General features: G+C 66.7%; 17 protein-coding genes. 9 read left to right on the top strand and 8 right to left on the bottom strand.

Features of this window, described 5'->3' with window-relative positions; translation table 11 throughout:
- Positions 1-2: 2 nt before the first annotated feature.
- From IAG39_RS01960 to dapD, 9 genes are all read left to right on the top strand, one after another.
- Positions 3-1,634 carry an ABC transporter substrate-binding protein gene (locus IAG39_RS01960; protein WP_059377303.1) on the top strand — a complete coding sequence of 544 codons (1,632 nt, stop codon included), beginning with the start codon at positions 3-5 and terminating at the stop codon, positions 1,632-1,634.
- Between the two features lie 49 nt (positions 1,635-1,683).
- On the top strand, positions 1,684-2,661 hold the full coding sequence (locus IAG39_RS01955; RefSeq protein ID WP_013391148.1) for an ABC transporter permease: 978 nt from the start codon (positions 1,684-1,686) through the stop codon (positions 2,659-2,661).
- A gap of 6 nt (positions 2,662-2,667) precedes the next feature.
- A complete protein-coding gene (locus IAG39_RS01950; protein WP_059377300.1) occupies positions 2,668-3,585 on the top strand; it encodes an ABC transporter permease in 918 nt (305 codons plus the stop codon).
- 132 nt (positions 3,586-3,717) lie between these two features.
- On the top strand, positions 3,718-4,701 hold the full coding sequence (locus IAG39_RS01945) for an ABC transporter ATP-binding protein (RefSeq protein ID WP_059377297.1): 984 nt from the start codon (positions 3,718-3,720) through the stop codon (positions 4,699-4,701).
- Positions 4,698-5,708, top strand: a complete 1,011-nt coding sequence (locus IAG39_RS01940; RefSeq protein ID WP_013391145.1) for an ABC transporter ATP-binding protein — start codon at positions 4,698-4,700, stop codon at positions 5,706-5,708. Before IAG39_RS01945 ends, IAG39_RS01940 begins: the two co-directional genes overlap by 4 nt.
- Complete coding sequence (locus IAG39_RS01935) at positions 5,708-6,613, top strand: alpha/beta hydrolase (protein ID WP_118933378.1); 906 nt, start codon at positions 5,708-5,710, stop codon at positions 6,611-6,613. The genes IAG39_RS01940 and IAG39_RS01935 overlap by 1 nt, the downstream gene beginning before the upstream one ends.
- A gap of 39 nt (positions 6,614-6,652) precedes the next feature.
- Entirely contained in the window at positions 6,653-7,783 is a 1,131-nt protein-coding gene (locus tag IAG39_RS01930) for a M20 family metallopeptidase (RefSeq protein WP_054455173.1), read from the top strand.
- A 7-nt stretch (positions 7,784-7,790) separates the two neighbouring features.
- Entirely contained in the window at positions 7,791-8,789 is a 999-nt protein-coding gene (locus tag IAG39_RS01925; RefSeq protein ID WP_223283427.1) for an autotransporter outer membrane beta-barrel domain-containing protein, read from the top strand.
- Between the two features lie 59 nt (positions 8,790-8,848).
- Entirely contained in the window at positions 8,849-9,832 is a 984-nt protein-coding gene (dapD, locus tag IAG39_RS01920) for a 2,3,4,5-tetrahydropyridine-2,6-dicarboxylate N-succinyltransferase (protein ID WP_118933379.1), read from the top strand.
- 8 nt (positions 9,833-9,840) lie between these two features.
- Here the strand turns inward: dapD and IAG39_RS01915 are convergent, their stop codons facing one another.
- The 8 genes from IAG39_RS01915 to atpG form a co-directional block, all read right to left on the bottom strand.
- The gene (locus IAG39_RS01915) at positions 9,841-10,695 is read right to left on the bottom strand and encodes a class II glutamine amidotransferase (protein ID WP_118933380.1); all 855 of its coding nucleotides are present in this window, start codon (positions 10,693-10,695) and stop codon (positions 9,841-9,843) included.
- Between the two features lie 104 nt (positions 10,696-10,799).
- Positions 10,800-12,863, bottom strand: a complete 2,064-nt coding sequence (locus IAG39_RS01910) for a UvrD-helicase domain-containing protein (RefSeq protein ID WP_059377283.1) — start codon at positions 12,861-12,863, stop codon at positions 10,800-10,802.
- Between the two features lie 208 nt (positions 12,864-13,071).
- Positions 13,072-15,159 (bottom strand): primosomal protein N', encoded by a 2,088-nt coding sequence (locus tag IAG39_RS01905; RefSeq protein WP_118933381.1) that lies wholly within the window; start codon positions 15,157-15,159, stop codon positions 13,072-13,074.
- Between the two features lie 304 nt (positions 15,160-15,463).
- Positions 15,464-16,537, bottom strand: coding sequence for a uroporphyrinogen decarboxylase (gene hemE, locus IAG39_RS01900; RefSeq protein WP_059377279.1), 1,074 nt, complete (start codon positions 16,535-16,537; stop codon positions 15,464-15,466).
- Positions 16,538-16,710: 173 nt separating this feature from the next.
- A complete protein-coding gene (locus IAG39_RS01895; RefSeq protein WP_118933382.1) occupies positions 16,711-17,523 on the bottom strand; it encodes a helix-turn-helix domain-containing protein in 813 nt (270 codons plus the stop codon).
- Positions 17,524-17,779: 256 nt separating this feature from the next.
- The gene (locus IAG39_RS01890; protein ID WP_013391134.1) at positions 17,780-18,205 is read right to left on the bottom strand and encodes a F0F1 ATP synthase subunit epsilon; all 426 of its coding nucleotides are present in this window, start codon (positions 18,203-18,205) and stop codon (positions 17,780-17,782) included.
- Between the two features lie 9 nt (positions 18,206-18,214).
- Entirely contained in the window at positions 18,215-19,615 is a 1,401-nt protein-coding gene (atpD, locus tag IAG39_RS01885; protein WP_059377274.1) for a F0F1 ATP synthase subunit beta, read from the bottom strand.
- A 43-nt stretch (positions 19,616-19,658) separates the two neighbouring features.
- Positions 19,659-20,564: a F0F1 ATP synthase subunit gamma gene (gene atpG / locus IAG39_RS01880; protein WP_054455186.1), complete on the bottom strand. Its 906-nt coding sequence runs from the start codon at positions 20,562-20,564 to the stop codon at positions 19,659-19,661.
- Positions 20,565-20,609 lie beyond the last annotated feature (45 nt).

Below are 20,609 nucleotides of genomic sequence, written 5' to 3'. Positions count from 1 at the left end.
CCATGTCTGCCCAGACGCTCTACCGCAGCATGCTCACGGCCTTCGCCATGGCCGCCTGTACCACCGCGGCCATCGCGCAGGACGCCGCCGGCGTTCTGCGGATCGGCCTGTCGTCCGAGCCGACGTCGATGGATCCGCACTACCACCAGGCCACGCCGAACGATGCGATGACCTCGCACATGTTCGAGACGCTGGTGGGGCAGGATGCCAAGATGGACCTGATCCCGCGCCTGGCCACGGCCTGGAAGCCGGTGGACGACACGACCTGGGAATTCACGCTGCGCGACGGCGTCAAGTTTTCCAATGGCCAGCCCTTCACGGCGCAGGACGTGCTGTTCACCTTCTGCCGCGTGGTCAACAACGAGCAGTCCATCAGCAGCTCGTACCCTTCCATCGTGCAGAAGTTCGCCGACGTCCAGGTGCGCGACGGCAACACGCTGGTGATCAAGACGCGCCAGCCCTATCCGCTGCTGCCCAACGACCTGACCCGCATGGGCATGCTGTGGAACGGCATCGCCGAACACGGCCCGATCAGCTTCGACCTGAAGAACAAGTGCGGCGTCACCGGCGCCTGGCCCACCGTGGCCGACTTCAATACCGGCCGCTCCGTGATCGGCACCGGGCCCTACACGCTGAAGAGCTACGTCAAGGGCACCGCGATCGAGCTGACGCGCAACGATGCCTACTGGGGCGCGAAGCCCGCATGGAAGGACGTGAAGATGGTGCCGGTGCCGGCTGCCGGCCCGCGCCTGACGGGCCTCCTGGCGGGCGACTTCGACCTGATCGAAAACCCCGCCGCGCGCGACGTGAAGCGCATTTCGGAGACCCCGGGTTTCGGCCACGTCATCACGCCGTCGGTACGCGTGGTGTATTTCCAGCCCGACGTGGCGCGCAATCCCAGCCCCGGCGTCAAGGCCGCCGACGGCAAGAACCCGCTGCAGGACGTGCGCGTGCGCCGCGCCATTTCCATGGCCATCGACCGCAAGACCATCGCCGACCGCATCATGGACGGCGCCGCCACGCCGGCCAACCAATTCCTGCCCGACGGCATGTTCGGCACCCTGCCCAAGCCGCCCGAGCTCAAGTACGACCCGGCCGCCGCCAAGAAGCTGCTGGCCGAGGCCGGCTACCCGAACGGCTTCGAACTGACCGTCTCGTCCACCAACGACCGCTACATCAACGACGCGCAGATCACGCAGGCGGTAGCGCAATACCTGTCGCGCGTGGGCATCAAGACCACCGTCGACACCATGACGCGCTCGGTCTACTTCCCCAAGCGCGCCAAGCGCGAGTTCAGCTTCGCCATGGGCGGCTGGTCGTCGGAAACCGGCGAGGCCTCGTCCTTCCTGCAATACTGGGTCAGCGCGTTCGACAAGGAACACGGCCTGGGCACCAGCAACTACGGCGGCTATGACAACCCCGAGTTCGACCGCGTGTTCAAGCGCGCCCTCGTCACCGTGGACCCGGCCGCGCGCGAGAAACTGCTGCAGGAATCGCTGACGCTGGCGTTGGCCGACCTGCCCAGCATTCCCCTGCATTTCGAAAGCAGCATCTGGGCGTTCCGCAAGGGACTGACCTATGAAGGCCGCGCCGACCAGTACACCCTGGCCATGTCGGCCAAGCCCGCCAAGTAAGACCCTACGCGGCGCCCGCAAACCCTGAGCCCACCAAGGAAATAATCTCGTGGCCTTGTTCATCCTACGCAGACTGATACAGAGTCTGTTCGTGCTGCTGGCCGTTTCGGTCGTGGTCTTCTTCGCGGTCTATGCCGTGGGCGATCCGATCGAACTGCTGGTCAGCCCCGAAGCCAGCCAGGCCGCACGCGAGGCGATGATCGCCCGCCTGGGCCTGGACCTGCCGGTATGGCAGCAATACACAGGATTCCTGTGGCGCGCGCTGCACGGCGACCTGGGCACCTCCTTCGTGCACGGCATCCCCGCCATCGAACTGATCGTGCAGCGCATTCCCGCCACGTTCGAGCTGGTGGTCGTGGCCATCATGCTGACCTGTGTGTTCGGCATTCCGCTGGGGCTGATCGCGGGCCTGTACCGCGACCAGCCGCTGGGCCGCGGCATCATGGCATCCTCGGTGCTGGGTTTTTCGCTGCCGAACTTCTGGCAAGGCATGATGCTGATCCTGCTGTTTGCGGTGTGGCTGGGCTGGCTGCCCGCCACCGGCCGCGGCGACACGGTCACCGTGCTGGGCGTGCCCCTGTCCATTCTGACTGCCGACGGCTGGTCGCACCTGATCATGCCGGCCATCAACCTGGCGCTGGCCAACATCGCGCTGGTGCTGCGCCTGACCGCGTCCGGCGTGGTCGAGGCCCGCAGCCAGGACTATGTGAAGTTCGCGCGCGCCAAGGGCGTCAAGCCCGGCCGCATCGTGCGCCGCCACATCCTGCGCAACATCCTGATCCCCGTGGTCACCGTGATCGGCATGGAATTCGGCACCCTCATCGCCTATTCCACCATCACCGAAACCGTGTTCGCATGGCCAGGCATGGGCAAGCTGCTGATCGACAGCGTCTACCAATTGGACCGCCCGGTCGTGGTGGCCTACGTGATGCTGGTCACCCTGATCTTCGTGATCATCAACCTGGTTGTGGACATCCTGTACGCCACGCTCGATCCGCGCGTGCAGCTCGTGACTCCCGCTCAATAATCCGCCATGGCTCAAACTCCGAATCCCGGCCGCACCCGCACCGTCCAGCCCCTGGCTGAGACGCCCCAGCGCGCCTCCATCCTGAAGAAACTGCACGCGCGCCCGACGGTGCGCGGCTCCGTCATCGCGCTGACCATCCTGATCGTGCTGGTGGTCTTCGCGCCCTACTTCGCGCCGCAGAATCCCTACGACCTCGCCAACCTTTCGCTGATGGACGGCCGCCTGGCGCCGCGCCAGGCGCTGATGGACGGCAGCATCGCCTGGCTCGGCACCGACGACCAGGGCCGCGACATGCTCAGCGCCATCCTGTATGGCCTGCGCATCAGCCTGATGGTGGGCCTGTCCGCCGTGGTGCTGGCCACCGCCGTGGGCGGCGCCATCGGCCTGGTGGCCGCCTATGTCGGCGGCGTGGTCGACACCGTGCTCATGCGCATTGTCGACTTCATCCTGGGCTTTCCGACCATCCTGGTGGCGCTGGTGCTGCTGGTGGTGCTGGGGCGCGGGGTCGACAAGGTGATCCTGGCCCTGGTGCTGGTGCAGTGGGGGCATTACGCCCGCATCATGCGCAGCCGCGCGCTGCAGGAACGCCGCAAGGAATACGTGGAAGCCGCCGCCAACCTGGGCTTCCCGGCCTGGCGCATCATGCTGTTCCACCTGCTGCCCAACTGCCTGGGTCCCGTCATGGTGTTCGCCACCATCCAGATCGCAACCGCGATCGCGCTGGAAGCGACGCTGTCGTTCCTGGGCGTGGGCGTGCCCATCACCGAACCCTCGCTGGGCCTGCTGATTTCCAACGGCTTCCAGTACCTGCTGTCGGGTGACTACTGGATCAGCCTGTTCCCGGGCATCGCCCTGCTGCTGCTGATCCTCTCCATCAATATCGTGGGCGACCGCCTGCGCGAAAGCCTGGACCCCAAGAGATGAGGCCCACCCCCGAAGCGCTGCGCGCTTCCCCCTCAAGGGGGCATGCCTGCGGACCGGCAAAGCCGGCTCCGCGGCATCCCGATGGAGCTATCTCCATTACATGCGCCGCGGTTGGCGCAATGGGCAACTGAAATGAGCGAAAACATTCTTGAAGTGCGCGGCCTGCGCACCGCATTCCATACCGAAGCCGGCGCCTGGCTGGCGGTCGACGGCGTCGACCTGACCGTGCGCCGCGGCGAGATCGTCGGCCTGGTCGGCGAATCGGGTTCCGGCAAATCCGTCACGGGCTTTTCGCTCCTGGGTCTGATCGACCCGCCCGGGGAAGTGGTGGACGGCGAAGTGAAGTTCAAGGGCACGGACCTGCGCAAGCTGAGCGAAGAGCAGATGCGCCAGTTGCGCGGCAACCGCATCGCCATGATCTTCCAGGATCCCCTGATGACGCTCAATCCGGTGCTGCGCATCGGCGAGCAGATGATGGAAGCCATCCTCACCCACGAAAACGTGCCGCGCGCGGAAGCCGAGGAACGCTGCCGCGAGGCGCTGGCCATGGTCGGCATTCCTTCACCCGAAAAGCGCCTGAAGAGCTATCCGCACGAATTCTCGGGCGGCATGCGCCAGCGCGTGGCGATCGCGATCGCCATGCTGAACAAGCCCGACCTGATCATCTGCGACGAGCCGACCACGGCGCTGGACGTCACCATCCAGGGCCAGATCCTCTACCGCATGCAGGAGATCTGCCGCGAGCACAACACGGCGCTGATCTGGATCACCCACGACCTGGGCGTGGTGGCCGAACTGGCCGACCGCGTGGCCGTGATGTACGCCGGCCGCATCGTCGAAAGCGGCCCGGTCGAAGAGGTGCTGGATGCGCCGCGCCACCCCTACACCAAGGGCCTGCTGGATTCGATGCCCGGCGCCACCCAGCCTGGCGCACGCCTGCACCAGATCAACGGCATGGCGCCCAGCCTCGCCGGCCGTCCCTCGGGCTGTCCGTTCCGCCCGCGCTGCACCAGCGCGGTCACGCGTTGCACCGAACAAGCCCCCACCGTCACCACCGAAGGCGCGCGCAACTACCGCTGCTACGTGCCGATTACCCGCGAGGCCCAGCCGGTATGAGCCAAGCCGATACTCCCGTCATCGAGCTCAAGAACGTCCACAAGCGCTTCGAGCAACGGCCCGACCTGGCCCAGCGCATCCTGGCCCTGACCGGCCGTCCCATCGACCGCCGCACCGTGTATGCGGTCAACGGCGTGGACCTGTCCATCAAGCGCGGCGAAGTCGTGGGCCTGGTCGGCGAGTCCGGCTGCGGCAAGTCCACGCTGGGCCGCGTCGTCGCCGGGCTGCACGGCCAGACTGAAGGCCAGCTGCTGTACCAGGGCCAGGAAGCCCGCCGCCTGCGCGGCGCCGACAAGCTCGCCTACACGCTGGGCGTGCAGATGATCTTCCAAGATCCGCAGGCCTCGCTGAATCCGCGCCAGCGCCTGCGCCAGATCCTGGGCGAATCGCTCAAGGTCCACAAGCTGGCGCCCGCCGCCCAGATTCCCGCGCGCATCGACCAGGCGCTGAAGGAAGTGGGCCTGGACCCCGAATACCGCGACCGCTTCCCGCACCAGATCTCGGGCGGCCAGCGCCAGCGCATCGGCATCGCCCGCGCGCTGATGGTGGCGCCGAAGTTCCTGGTCTGCGACGAGCCCGTGGCCGCGCTGGACGTGTCGATCCAGGCGCAGGTGATCAACCTGTTCATGGACCTGCGCGAACAGCACGGTTTCACCTACCTGTTCATCAGCCACGACCTGGGCGTCGTCAAGCACATCTCGGACCGCGTGGCGATCATGTATCTCGGCAAGATCGTGGAAATCTCCACGTCGGCCGAGATCTTCGCGCGCGCCAACCATCCCTATACCCAGGCCCTGATGGCCGAGGTGCCGGACGTGGGCCGCCGCGGCCGCAAGTTCACGCCGATCAAGGGCGAAATCCCGTCGCCGCTGAACCCGCCGCCGGGCTGTACCTTCAATCCCCGCTGCCCCCACGCCATGCCGCGCTGCCGCGAGCAGGCGCCGGTCCTGAAAGAAATCTCGGCAGGCCACTGGTCGGCCTGCCACCTGAATGAGGCGAACGCCTGATGAAACCCTCCGAGATGTCCAACGTCGACCGCATCGCCATCGAACTGGGCCATGCCGGCCGCAACGCCATCCTGTATGTGGACGAGGACCGCAACTCCGACCGTCCCTTCAAGCTCCAGACCTACCGCCCCTACGGCTACACGCCCGACATGCCGGTGGTCATCGTGCAGCACGGCGTGCTGCGCAACGGCGACGAGTACCGCGATTTCTGGGTGGAAGCCGCCGACAAGCACAAGCTGCTGATCGTGGCGCTGACCTTCTCCAACGAGATCTGGCCCGGCGTGGAAAGCTACAACAACGGCCGCGTGTTTTCGGCCGGCGGCAATCCGCGCCACATCGACGGTTGGACCTACGCGCTGGTGGGCAACGTCATCAAGGACCTGATCGCCGGCGAAATCACCGACGGCCAGAACGTCTACCTGTTCGGCCATTCCGCGGGCGGCCAGTTCGTGCACCGCCTGATGAGCAGCCAGCCGCACGCGCCGTTCAAGGCCGTGACTGCCGGCAACCCGGGCTGGTACACGCTGCCCACGTTCGACTATCCCTTCCCCGAAGGCATGGACGGCGTCGGCCTGACCGAAGAGCACCTGGTCAAGCTGCTGGCCTACCCGATGACCATCCTGGCGGGCGACCAGGACATCGCCACCGACGACCCCAACCTGCCGTCCGAACCCGCCGCCATGCGTCAAGGCCCGCACCGCTTTGCGCGCGCCCAGAACTACTTCGAGTTCGGCCGCAAGGAGGCCGAGCGCCGCGGCGTGCCGTTCGGCTGGAAGCTGCAGGTCGTGCCCGGCATCGGCCACGACGGCCGCGCCATGTCCGCCGTGTGCGCCAGCCTCTGGTTCGATGGCAAGATGCCCGATGACGCCGAACTGGCCCGCCTGGCCGGCCAGCAGGTCGCCTGACCGCTCCCATTTTCTTCGTTGCAGATATCCGATACCGTCATGTCCAACACCCAGAGCACTGAACAGATCGTCGCCGGCATCAAGAGCTGGCTGCAATGCGAATCGCCCTCGAACTTCCCCGAAGGCATCGCCGCCATGGCGCGCATCATCGCCGACTACGCCGCGGCCGCCGGCCTGACGGTGGAACTGTCGTCGCTGGGCCCGACCACGGGCCCGCTGCTGTACGCGACCAACCGCGCCCCCGGCGACACGCGCCCCGGCATCCTGATCCTGGCGCACATGGACACGGTGCATCCGGTAGGCACGCTGCTGGAGAACCCGGTACGCATCGAAGGCGACCGCCTCTATGGTCCCGGCGGCTACGACATGAAGGCCGGCATCTACCTGGCGCTGACCGCGCTGTCCGGCCTGGCTCGCCCCGGCGCGACCCAGCTGCCGGTGGATTTCCTGGTGGTGCCCGACGAAGAAACCGGCAGCCACGCGTCGCGCGCGCACATCGAGCGCTTCGCCGCCAACGCCAAGTACGCGCTGGTCTGCGAACCCGCCCGCCCCAACGGCGGCAAGTGCGTCACGGCGCGCAAGGGCACCGGCATGCTGAACCTGAACGTCAAGGGCCGTCCGGCCCATGCCGGCATGCAGCACGAGAAAGGCCGCAGCGCCATCCGCGAAATGGCCCACCAGGTGCTGGCGCTGGAAGCCATGACCGACTATGACCGTGGCATCACCGTCAGCGTCGGCACCATCGCCGGCGGCACCGTGACCAACACCGTGCCGGCGCTGTGCCGCTGCGTGGTCGACTTCCGCGTGCCCGACATGGGCGCCGCCGAGGACGTGCTGCGCCGCATGCGCGAGCTGTGCGCCGTGGGTCCGGACGTGGAACTGGACATCGACGTGGAACTGAACCGTCCGCCCATGGTGAAGACCGAAGCCGCCGCCGATCTGCTGGCGCTGGTGCAGGGCTACGCCGAACGCGCCGGCTTCCTGCTGGAAGACGCACCCATGACGGGCGGCGGCAGCGACGCCAACTTCACGTCCGCCATGGGCATCCCGACGCTGGACGGCCTGGGCGCCGACGGCGACGGCGCGCACACCTTGAACGAGTACATCCTGGTTTCGACGCTGGAACAGCGCATGAAATTCTGGGAGTTGCTGCTGAAAGAACTGGCGTAAAAAGTCCTTGCCGCCACCGATAGCCGTGCGCCGGCAACTGCTGGCGCGGGCGCTCGCCATGCAAGCCCTGTGCGCGGCTGGCGCGGCGCACGCCCACACCGGACAGGCCGAACCGGACCACAGCCTGCTTGCCGATCGGCCGACCCGTCCCGCGCCGACCCAGCCGGGCTGGCTCGTCGCCGTCGACAATTGGCAGACGCTGGAAGGCGGCGCCAACACGGCCCGCATCAAGCAACGCACCACCGGCGTGTATGGCGGCGGCGAATTCGATGCCGGCGCCGGCTGGCGCCTGGGCGGCGCGCTGGGCGCCACCCGCAGCCGGGTCCGCATCGACGCGGCCGATGCGCGGCTGGACGTGTACAGCTATACCGCGGGGATCTATGGCAAGAGGTCGTTCGACGCGGGCCCGGGCAAGCTGAACCTGCTGACGGCCGCCTCCTACACCTGGCACGACATCGACACCCGACGGCATTTCGAGATGCCCGGCATCGCCCGGCAGACCTTGACCGCCGACTTCAGCGCCTACACCGCGCAGGCCTTCTCGGAACTGGGTTACGAGCTGGCACTGTCGCCACGCGCCGCCATCGAACCGTTCGCCGGCTTGGCCGTGCGCAATGTGCGCACGCGCAGCTTCAGCGAATCGGGCGGTTCCACGGCGCTCTCGGGCGACGCGGGACGGATCCGGCAGACCACCACCACGCTGGGGCTGCGGGGCCAGACCGGCTTCGCGCTCGGCCCCACCTTTGGCAAGCTGCATGCGACGCTGGGCTGGCGCCGGGCCTTCGGCGACGTGCAGCCGGAAACCACCCTGGTGCTGGACGGCGGCAGCGTACTGTCGGTGGCCGGCGCGCCCATCGCCCGGTCCGCTGCGCTGGCGGGCGCGGGCCTGGAAATCGCCGTGTCGCGCTCGGCCGTCATCGGCCTGGCCTACGGCGGCCAGTATGGCGGCGGCAACCGCGAGCACACTGGCTCGCTGAGCCTGCGATGGGCCTTCGGCAACCTCTGAAAGCCGCAGCCCTTTCGCCTTAGAATTACGCACTCAGACTGCGCCCTTCCTCTTTCATCATGGCCGACTCCCCCAAGCCCCTCAGCGCCATCGCCTATGGCGTCGCCACGCTGGCCGCCGACGGCGCCATCCTGGACACCTGGTATCCGCGTCCCTCGCTGGCCGACAACTCGCCGGCCACCGGCACCCGCCACCTGTCGCCCGAGGAAGCCCGCGCCGCGCTGGGCGAACACGTGCCCACCGCCCTGGTCCGCGACACCCGCCGCAAGGTCGACATCGTCGCCGTGCGTACCGCGATCTCGTCGCTGGACGAACCGCCGGTCGATGCGCACGACGCCTATCTGCGCCTGCACCTGCTCAGCCACCGCTTGATCCGCCCGCACGACGCCAACCTGGACGGCCTGTTCAATGTGCTGGCCAACGTGGCCTGGACCTCGGCCGGCCCCTGCGCGGTGGATCAGGTGGATGCGCTGCGCTGGCACCTGCGCGCCTCTGGCCAGATCCTGGAAATCCGCGGCGTGGACAAGATTCCCCGCATGACCGACTACGTCATGCCCGGCGGCGTGCGCATCGCCGACACCGCGCGCGTGCGCCTGGGCGCGCATCTGTCGCCCGGCACCACGGTGCTGCATGAAGGCTTCTGCAATTTCAACGCCGGTACGCTGGGCGCGTCCATGGTCGAAGGCCGCATCAGCGCCGGCGTCATCGTCGACGACGGCAGCGACATCGGCGGCGGCGCATCCATCATGGGCACCATGTCGGGCGGCGGCAAGCAGGTGGTGTCCATCGGCAAGCGCTGTCTGCTGGGCGCCAACTCGGGCATCGGCATTTCGCTGGGCGACGACTGCGTGGTGGAAGCCGGCTGCTACATCACCGCCGGCACGCGCGTGCTGACGCCGGAAGGCGCGGTGGTGAAGGCCACCTCGCTGGCGGGCCAGCAAGGCCTGCTGTTCCGCCGCAATTCGCAGACCGGCGCCGTGGAGTGCCTGGTGCGCACCGCCGCCTGGGGCACGCTGAATCCGGCCCTGCATACGGGGCACTGAACCCTGGCTCAGGCTCCTGGCGGCACCGGCACAAAAGGATAATGCGCCACCGTGCCGCCGCCCGCGATGATGGCGGTGGCTTCGGGCACTTCCTCCCAGGCGCCGGGCATCTCGGTCAAGGGCTCCGACAGCAGCATGAAGGCGTCATCATCCAACGCCGCGATCTGCGGATTGTCGGGATACAGCTGGCGCAGATGGCGCACGCAGGTGTTGTGGAACAGCGTGCGCGAATCGGCCTCGCTGGAATAGCGCACGGCGATCAGGCGCTGGCCGTCCAGCGCGCAGACCGTCATGTTGATGGGCTGCGCCACGCCATGCCGCCTGCCAGTCTCTTCCACCGCGCCCACCATGCGAGCCAGCGCCGCCAGCGGGTCTTCCTCAAGGCCGAAGCTCAAGGCCAGCAGGAACATCACCTCGGAATCCGTGGACCCTTCCAGCGACCCGAAATAGGCCGGCGCGATCATCAGCATCAGGTCGCGCCTGAGCAGCGGATAGTCGCGGATGACGCCGTTGTGCACGAACAGCCACTGGCCATGGCGAAACGGATGGCAGTTGGTTTCCTGCGCGGGCGTGTCGGTGGCGGCGCGGATGTGCGCCACGAACAGCGGCGCATGGATCGCGCGCGCGGCCTCGCGCAGATTGCGGTCGTTCCAGGCCGGATGCACGCTGCGGTAGCGGAACGGCGGCTCGAGCGGCTGGCCTTCGTGTTGACGGCCATACCAGCCCAGCCCGAAGCCGTCGCCATTGGTGGTGGTGGCGCCCAGCCGCGAGTGCAGGCTCTGGTCGATCAGGGAGTGCTTGGCCTTGAACAGCACACTCTCCATCTGTATGGGACTACCGGTATAAGCCAGCCAGCGACACATGGCGCGCTCCTTCGATCCACGGGGTTGCCGCGCCCCGGACCGTGGGGCGGGCGCAGTCCAGTGTAGGAGCAGGCCGCGGCTTTCCACAAGCCGCCGCCCCGCCCCTATTTCTTCAGCAGCGCCTTGAGCATGGCCATGCGCTCCTTGGGATTCATCGCGGCGGTGGCCGCGTCTTCCTGCATGCGCACATCGCCCAGGCCCATTTCCTCGATGAAGCGCGAAGGCTCGCGCACCAGGTCCTCGCGCGCCCGGCGGCGGCGCTTGCACCAGCTCAGGTTCAGGCTGCGCTGCGCGCGCGTGATGCCCACGTACATCAGCCGGCGCTCTTCCTGGATGCGCGAAGCCAGGTTCTCGGCCGCGCGCGCCGGGTCGCCGACCTCGTCGTCCTTGCCCAGGTGCGGCAGCAAGCCTTCCTCGACGCCCGCGAGGTACACGTGCGGATACTCCAGCCCCTTGGAGGCATGCAGGGTGGACATCTTCACGGCATCGGGCTCTTCTTCCTCGCCGCGCTCCAGCATGGTGACCAGCGCCACGTGCTGCACCAGATCGAAGAGCGTCATGTTGTCTTCTTCGGCCTTGCGCTTGAGCCATCCGGTCAGCTCCAGCACGTTCTGCCAGCGCGTCTGCGCGGGCCGCTCTTCGAACAGCTCATACAGATGGCGTTCGTACTGGATGGCCTCCAGCAGATCGTCCAGCAGCACGCCCGCGGGCTCGGACGGCGCGGCGGTCTTGGCATCGGCCGCGCCGCGGCCGGCGCGCCATTGCATGCGGCGGATGAACTCGGTGAAGGTGCGCAGCGGCTCCAACTGCCGTGGCGCCAGCAGGCTTTCCAGGCCGGTCTCGGCCACTGCCGCCAGCAGGGACAGTTCACGGCTGGCGGCGTACTGCCCCAGCGTCTGCAAGGTGGCCTGGCCGATGCCGCGCTTGGGCGTGGTGGCCGCGCGGATGAAGGCCGGATCGTCGTCGTCGTTGGCCAGGATGCGCAGATAGGCCAGCACGTCGCGCACTTCGGTCTTGTCGAAAAAACTCTGGCCGCCCGAAATCGTGTACGGAATCTTCAGGTTGCGCAGCGCCTGTTCCAGGATGCGCGACTGATGGTTGCTGCGGTACAGGATGGCGAAATCCTTCCACTGCGCCTGGCGCTCGAAGCGCGACGCCGACACCTTCATGGCGATGGATTCGGCCTCCTGTTCCTCGCCGTCCATGGCCGACACCAGGATGGGTTCGCCCACCCCCAGCTCGGACCACAGCTTCTTGTCGAACAGCTTGGGATTCTTTTCGATCACCTGGTTCGCGGCCGCCAGAATGCGCTGCACCGAACGGTAGTTCTGCTCCAGCTTGATGAGCTTGATGTTGGGGTAGTCGGTGGTCAGCTTGGCCAGGTTTTCGATGGTCGCGCCGCGCCAGGCGTAGATCGCCTGGTCGTCGTCGCCGACCGCCGTGAACATGGCGCGCGAGCCCGTCAGCAACTGCACCAGGCGGTACTGGCACACGTTGGTGTCCTGGTACTCGTCCACCAGCAGATAGCGCACGCGGTTCTGCCAGCGGGTGCGCACTTCTTCGTTGTTGGCCAGCAGCAGCGCCGGGATGCGGATCAGGTCGTCGAAGTCCACCGCCTGGTAGGCGGCCAGCGTGGCGGCGTAGCTGCGGTAGACGTTGGCCGCTTCCACGTCGGCCGGCGTGATGGCCTCGCGCGCGGCATCGTCCGGTTCCATCAAACCGTTCTTCCACAGCGAGATGATGCCCTGCACGTGGCGCAGACGGGCCTTGTCGGTAGTGTTCAGCAGTTCCTGGATGATGGCCATGGCATCGTCGGCGTCCAGGATCGAAAACGTCGGCTTCAGCCCCGCATTGCGCGCTTCCTCGCGCAGCATCTTCACACCCAGCGAATGGAAGGTGCTGATGATCAGGCCCTTGGACAGCTTGCGGTCCACCAGGGTCTTCACGCGCTCATCCATCTCGCGCGCGGCCTTGTTGGTGAAGGTCAGCGCCACCACGTTGCGCCCCATGTAGCCGCATTCGCGCAGCAGGTAGGCGATCTTCTGCGTGATCACGCGCGTCTTGCCGCTGCCGGCGCCGGCCAGCACCAGGCAGGGGCCGTCCAGGTACAGCACCGCTTCGCGTTGAGCGGGGTTCATGCCTTGGGCTATAGGTTCGCTGGCGGACATTTGAGTCAGGTGATCATGCATCGCGGCGGCCGCATTGAAGCTGCGGCCAGCAAGCACGGAGCTTGCGGCCGCCCGTCAGCGGGCCGGTAACACGCGAGAAAAAGGGGACGGGCGCAGCCGCCGCAGCGGGCCTGCCGCGCCGGCGCGATAGAGGAGAAAGATCATAGAACAATCGGATCGACGGCGCATTGGCCCAGGCCGCGGCCGATCAGATTTCCAGCGGATCGACTTCCAGTTGCCAGCGCACGCGCGCTTCGTTGGCCAGGTACGGCAGGTGATGCGACCAGGACGTCAGGAAGGCCTGCAAGGCCGGCCTGCTGCTGCTTTCGGCCAGCAACTGCGCACGCTCGATATTGGCCACGCGTACCACGCGCAGCGGCACCGGGTCGTACAGCATGATGGCGTCCAGGCCCGGGAAGTCGGCCGCCCACTCGCCTTCCGGCAAGGCCCGCGCCCGCTCCAGGAACTCCAGCGCCACCTTCAGCTCGCGCGCCTCGGCGGTCAGCAGGGCTTGGTAAACAAAAGGCGGCAGGCCGGTGCTTTCCCGCTCGTGCAGGGCATGGCGGGCAAAGCCCGCGTAATCGTGCCGCAGCAACGCCTGGTAGACCGGCTGCTCAGGGTAGTTGGTCTGTATCAGCACCTCGCCGTTGCCTTGATGGCGGCCGGCGCGGCCCGCCACCTGCATCAGCTGCGCGAACAAACGCTCCGGCGCGCGGAAGTCGTGCGCGAACAGCATGGAATCCGCGTTCAGCACGCCCACCAGTCCCAGGCGCGCGAAGTCGTGGCCCTTGGCCACCATCTGCGTGCCGACCAGGATGTCCACCTCGCCGGCATGCACCGAGGCGAACAGCGCTTCGGCGCTGCCCTTCTTGCGCGTGCTGTCGGCGTCGATGCGCAGGATGCGCGCCTCGGGAAACAACTCCGCCAGATGCTCCTCGACCCGCTGCGTGCCGCGTCCCATCGGCGCCAGGTCCTGGTCGCCGCATTCGGGGCAGGCGCGCGGCACGGGGGCCTGATAGCCGCAGTGATGGCATTGCAGGCGATGGCCGCGGCCGTCGGTGCGATGCAGGACGGTGAACGCGGTGCAGCGCGGGCAATTGCTGACCCAGGCGCAAGACTGGCAATGCAGCACCGGCGAATAGCCGCGGCGGTTCAGGAAGATGAGCGACTGTTCCTTGCGTTCCAGACGCTGCCCGATGGCGTCCAGCAACTGCGGCGACATGCCCTGCTTCAGTTGCAGGCGCCGCGTGTCGATCAGGCGCATGGACGGCAGGCTGCTGGCGCGCGCGCGGCCCGGCAGGGTCAGTCGCAGGTAGCGGCCGCGCTCGGCATGCTGCCAGGTCTCCAGGGACGGCGTGGCCGACCCCAGCACCACCGGGATATTCAGGTCATGGGCGCGCCACACCGCCAGGTCGCGCGCCGAATAGCGCAAGCCGTCCTGCTGCTTGTAGGACGCGTCGTGTTCTTCGTCCACCACGATCAGGCCCAACTGGCTCAAGGGCGCGAACACCGACATGCGCGTGCCCAGCAACATGCGGGCCTCGCCGCGCTGGGCGCGGGTCCAGGCCTGCAGGCGTTCGCCATCGGACAGGCCGCTATGCATGACCGCCAGGCCGTCCGGTCCGACCAGCGCCTCCAGGCGCGCGCGCAGCGCGCCTTCGAGCTGCGGCGTCAGGTTGATTTCGGGCACCATCAGCAACACCTGGCGTCCCGCCGCCAACACCCTTTCGGCCGCGCGCAGGTACACCTCGGTCTTGCCGCTACCCGTCACGCCGTGCAACAGCACGGGCTTGAACCCGTCCAGCGCGCCGATGGCGTCCACCGCCTCGCGCTGGGCGTCGTTGAGTTCCGGCGGCTGATCCGCCTGGGCCGGCGCGCGCACCACCTTGCGTTTGCGCCCGTCCAGGCGCGCCACGGGTCCGCCGGCCGAGCGCTTGCCCTGGTAGGCCGTGGGCTTGCGCAGCGGCGGCGGCAGCGTGGGCAGCATCACCTCGCCCAGCGGCCGCTGATAGTAGTCGGCGGCAAAGCGGGCCAGACGCAGCCAGTCCTCGTCGAAAGGCGGCAGGTCATCCAGCACCTCTTCGATCGGCCGGATCTGCTTGGGGTCGAAAGACGGCTCCGCCGGGTTGTCCACCACCACGCCAATCAGCTTGCGGCGGCCGAACGGCACGATGACCCGCAGGCCCACCGTCACCGGCGCGTCGCTGCGGTAATCGAAGGGGCCGGGCAAGGGCACGTCCAGCGCCACCCGCACCCAGCAGACCGCGGGGGTCGTATTCGGCTGCGCTTCAGACATGGGAGCTAGGACGGAGCATGTAGACGGATGATCCCGGATGATGCCCGCGCGCCCCATTTTCCGCCTGTGGATAACTTTGGGGAAAAGGCTGGAGCAACATCGAAAATTGGAATTTGACAAGATTGCGCAAACTTGCGAAATCTTGTTGAAAACCCTAATTTAATCATTAAAAACAATGACTTATTAGAGCTTCCGAGATTGTAAACTAGCATCTAAAGGGTTTTCCCCGAGAGCAATCTTGCTGTGCACAAGTGTCCCCGGGGACCCTCCTGCTCCGGCCCTGTAGACCGAAGCGTTCACTCACTTACCCCCGCAGCGAACGGCTGTGCTGATGGACTTCATCAACCAATTCGGCTACGGCTTCTGGCGGAGTAAAGCGGGAAATACCGTGTCCCAGGTTGAACACATGGCCGCCCTTGCCCACCGGTCCAAACGCGTCCAGCACGCGCCGCGCCTCGGCACGGATGGCGGGTCCGCCGCCGAACAAGGCCATGGGGTCGAGGTTGCCCTGGAACGCGACCGAGTCCCCGGTGCGGCGCCGCGCGGCGGCCAGATCCACCGTCCAGTCCAGGCCCACGGCATCGGCGCCGCAAGCGGCGATCTGTTCCAGCCACTGGCCGCCGCCCTTGGTGAAGACGATGGCCGGCACGCGGCGGCCTTCGTGTTCGCGGGTCAGCCCGGCCACGACCTTGCGGGTGTAGGCCAGCGAGAACTGCTGGAACAGGCCATCCGCCAGCACGCCGCCCCAGCTGTCGAACAGCATCACCGCTTGGGCGCCGGCGGCGATCTGCGCGTTCAAGTACTGCAACGTGGCTTCGGCGTTGATTTCGAGGATGCGGTGCAGCAAGTCGGGACGCGCGTACAGCAGCGTCTTGATCAGGCGGTAGTCGTCGCTGCCCTGGCCTTCCACCATGTAGCAGGCGATGGTCCAGGGGCTGCCGGCAAAGCCGATCAGCGGCACCTTGCCGTCCAGGTCGCGCCGGATCGTGCGCACGGCATCGAACACGTAGCGCAGCTTGTCCATGTCCGGCACTTCCAGGCGCGCCACGTCTTCTTCGGTACGCACCGGACGGGCGAAGCGCGGACCCTCGCCTTCGGCGAAGTCCAGGCCCAGGCCCATGGCGTGCGGCACCGTCAGGATGTCCGAGAACAGGATGGCTGCGTCCAGGTCGAAACGCTCCAGCGGCTGCAACGTGACTTCCGAAGCGTAGTCCGGGTTCTGAGCAAGGCCCATGAAGGAACCCGCGCGGGCCCGCGTCTGGCGGTACTCAGGCAGGTAGCGGCCGGCCTGGCGCATCAGCCAGATCGGGGTGTAGGGCACGGGCTCGCGCAGCAGCGAGCGCAAGAACACATCGTTCTTCAGTACGGAAGCAGACACGACTATCCTCGATGATCGGAAGCCGTGATTTTACTTCCCCTGGCTGACAAGTCGCAGCCAGGCTCTGCGCCGCACTTGCCGCCGCGCAAGCGGGGCGCTTTCCGGGGCAAGACGGCGCGCGTGACGTCCCGCTGGCTGGCCCCGCGCGACCAGTTGGCCACCGCCCCGTCGTTTCAGGCTCCCCGCTCCTGCGCGGCCTGCCGGTACGGCGCCGCCTCGATGCCGTGCTTGCGCATCAGGGCCCAGAACGCCCGCCGATGCTTGCAGCACGCCCGCGCCGCCTGCGCCACGTTGCCGCCATGGCGCGACAACGCATGCCGGATATAGTCGCGCTCGAAGCCGTCCACCACTCGCGCCTTCGCGATCCGGAAGGATTCGTGCGAAGGCCGCGGGTGCTGCTTGCGCATGCCCGACAAGGCTTGCTCGACCTGATCCACCGGCACCCGCGAGCGCAGGACAGCGTGCCTCGACACCCCGTCCGTACCCAACTGGGGCTGCGCCTCGCGATAGGCCGTCGCGGGCTCGCGGATATCCGTCCGCGCCAAGCCTCGCCCTTGCGCCGCGCCGGCCAGGCGGCCGAGCCGCACCCGCATGCTCTCCAGGCAGGCCGGCTGCATGATGAAATCCGACGCGCCCAGGCTCAGCAGGTCTTCGATGGCGGGCGCCTTCACATCGGAGATCAGCAACAGCACCGGCGTGCTCAAGGCGCTGCCCGCTTGTTGCAGGGCCATCCGCGTCCAGGAGAGCGATGGCGGCGCCACCGGCAGGATGCAGCAGTCGTAGCGCCTGAGCGCCACCGCCAGCCGCGCCAACGCCTGCACGTCCGCTTCCTGGCCTTCGGCCTGCGCATGGGCATCGCTCTGCGCGCCGGATGCGGCATCGCGTGCCGCCACGCCGGGAGCCGCATAGCGCACCGGACTCAGCGACACCAGATGCAGCCGCACACGCGTCTGCCTGGCCGGGTGCAGCGCGACCAGGTCGCGCATCGGCCCATCGTGGCCGGGCGCCAGCAGTACCCCGCAATCCAGGACTTCTCGCACGCTTCCCCCTACGCTTGACTAGGAAGACTGAAGGCTACTGTTGCAACCGCCTTGCAGCTATTCGTAGTGATCGCATTGCGGCTCGCACAAAGGGCGGCGCGGCGGGCGTTCACGTGGACATGAAAAACACGAGCATGAAAAAAGCGGCCCGGAGGCCGCTTCTTTCGATTCCGGAGCGAACCCCGGGGCACAGCTTCGCCGCTTAGTGCGAACGGCCGCCTTGGCGCAGCTTGCGCGCCGCGATGGCTTGCGCAGCCAGCATGGCGAGTTCCGCTTCGACCACGGCGATGTCCGCCTTGTCCTTGGCGTTGGCCAGGGCCTGTTCGGCCTTCTGGCGCGCTTCCAGGGCGCGGGCTTCGTCCAGGTCGGCGGCACGGATAGCCGTGTCGGCCAGAACCGTCACGCTGCCCGGCTGCACTTCCAGAATGCCCCCGGCGACGAAGATGTTTTCCTCGCCTTGGTCGGCACGAACGATCTTGACCGTCCCGGGGCGTATGCGCGAAATCAGCGGGGTGTGGCCGGGCAGAATGCCCAGTTCACCCGCTTCGCCAGGCAGCACCACGAACTTCGCCTCACCGGAGAAGATCGCTTCCTCTGCGCTGACGACATCCACATGCAGGGTAGCCATATCGGTTCCTTATTGCAGTTTCTTGGCCTTCTCGAAGGCCTCGTCGATCGAGCCGACCATGTAGAAGGCCTGTTCCGGCAGCGCATCGCACTCGCCGTTCACGATCATCTTGAAACCACGGATGGTTTCGGCCAGCGGAACGTACTTGCCGGGCGAACCGGTGAACACTTCTGCAACGTGGAACGGCTGCGACAGGAAGCGCTGGATCTTACGGGCGCGGGCCACGGCCTGCTTGTCTTCCGGCGACAGTTCGTCCATGCCCAGAATCGCGATGATGTCGCGCAGTTCCTTGTAGCGCTGCAGCGTTTGCTGCACGCCACGGGCAACGGCGTAGTGCTCTTCGCCGACGACTTGCGGGTCGAGCTGGCGGCTGGACGAATCCAGCGGGTCCACGGCCGGGTAGATACCCAGGGCGGCGATGTCACGCGACAGCACGACGGTGGAGTCCAAATGCTGGAAGGTCGTGGCAGGCGACGGGTCGGTCAAGTCGTCCGCAGGGACGTACACGGCCTGGATCGAGGTGATCGAGCCGGTCTTGGTCGACGTGATGCGCTCTTGCAGCTTGCCCATTTCTTCAGCCAGCGTGGGCTGGTAGCCCACTGCCGACGGCATACGGCCCAGCAGTGCCGACACTTCGGTACCGGCCAGGGTGTAGCGGTAGATGTTGTCCACGAAGAACAGGATGTCGCGGCCTTCGTCGCGGAACTTCTCGGCCATGGTCAGGCCGGTCAGCGCCACGCGCAGACGGTTGCCCGGGGGTTCGTTCATCTGACCGAACACCATCGCAACCTTGTCCAGAACGTTCGACTCTTCCATTTCATGGTAGAAGTCGTTGCCTTCGCGGGTACGCTCGCCCACGCCGGCGAACACCGACAAGCCGCTGTGCTGCTTGGCGATGTTGTTGATCAGTTCCATCATGTTGACGGTCTTGCCCACGCCGGCGCCGCCGAACAGGCCGACCTTGCCGCCCTTGGCGAACGGGCAAACCAGGTCAATAACCTTGATGCCGGTTTCCAGCAGTTCCACCGACGGCGACAGTTCGTCGAAACGGGGAGCCGCTTGGTGAATACCGCGCTTTTCGTCGTGCTGGATCGGGCCGGCTTCGTCGATGGGACGACCCAGCACGTCCATGATGCGGCCGAGCGTGCCGGTGCCGACGGGCACCGAGATCGGGGCGCCCGTGCCGGTGACCTTCATGCCGCGGCGCAGGCCGTCGCTGGAGCCCAGCGCAATGGTACGCACCACGCCGTCGCCCAGCTGTTGCTGCACTTCCAGCGTCAGACCCTTTTCGGCGAACGAGGAACCCTCGTCGGCCAGGGTGAGCGCTTCGTAAATCTTGGGCATGTGATCGCGGGGGAACTGAATATCCACCACGGCGCCGATGCACTGAACGATGGTTCCGTTGCTCATGTCGATTCCTTGCTTGATAGCTTGTGACGGGATGCTGCCTGCCTCAAACGGCGGCAGCGCCCCCTACGATTTCCGAAATTTCTTTGGTGATCGCGGCCTGACGGGTCTTGTTGTAGACCAGTTGCAGATCGCCGATGACCTTCTTGGCGTTGTCCGACGCCGCCTTCATGGCGACCATCCGGGCCGACTGCTCCGAAGCCATGTTCTCGGCCACGGCTTGGTACAGCAGGCCTTCAACGTAACGCTGCAGCAGGTCGTCGATCACGCTACGGGCGTCGGGTTCGTAGATGTAATCCCAGCTGTAGTCCGACTTCACTTCCGAGGTCTTGGCCAGGCTATCAGCGCCCGTCTGGTACGGATCATCCAAACCGCTGGCCAGAGGCAGCAGGCGCAAGAACAGCGGCTCCTGCTTCATCGTGTTGACGAAGCGGGTCGAAGCCACGTACAGCGCGTCGATGCGGCCTTCCAGGTAGGCGTCCAGCTGCACCTTGATCGCGCCCAGCAGGCGGTCGAGTTGCGGCTTGTCGCCCAGTTGCACTTCCTGGGAAACCAGTTTGGCGCCGATGCGCGTCAGCACGCCCACGCCCTTGTTGCCGAAAGCGGTCGCTTGCACGGCGATGCCGTTCTTCTCGAACTCTTTCAGCTTGCCCAACGTCACGCGGGTGATGTTGGTGTTCAAGCCGCCGCACAGGCCCTTGTCGGTCGTGACCATGATCACGCCGACCGCCTTGACTTCGCGTTCGACCAGGTACGGGTGGCTGTACTCGGGGTTGGCCTGCATCAGGTGCGCAGCAATCTCGCGCACCTTGGTGGCGTACGGACGGCCAGCACGCATCCGCTCCTGCGCCTTGCGCATCTTGGATGCGGCGACCATTTCCATCGCCTTGGTGATCTTGCGCGTGTTTTGCACGCTCTTGATCTTGGTTCGGATTTCCTTAATTCCGGGCATTGCGCTTTCCTGTGAAGACTGGCCGATGGGTTCCGCTGGCGCCTC

It is taken from the genome of Achromobacter xylosoxidans (assembly GCF_014490035.1).
GTDB lineage: Bacteria > Pseudomonadota > Gammaproteobacteria > Burkholderiales > Burkholderiaceae_B > Achromobacter > Achromobacter bronchisepticus_A.
The sequence above is the reverse complement of the archived record's forward strand: the minus strand, read 5'-3'. Positions and strand labels throughout refer to the sequence as shown.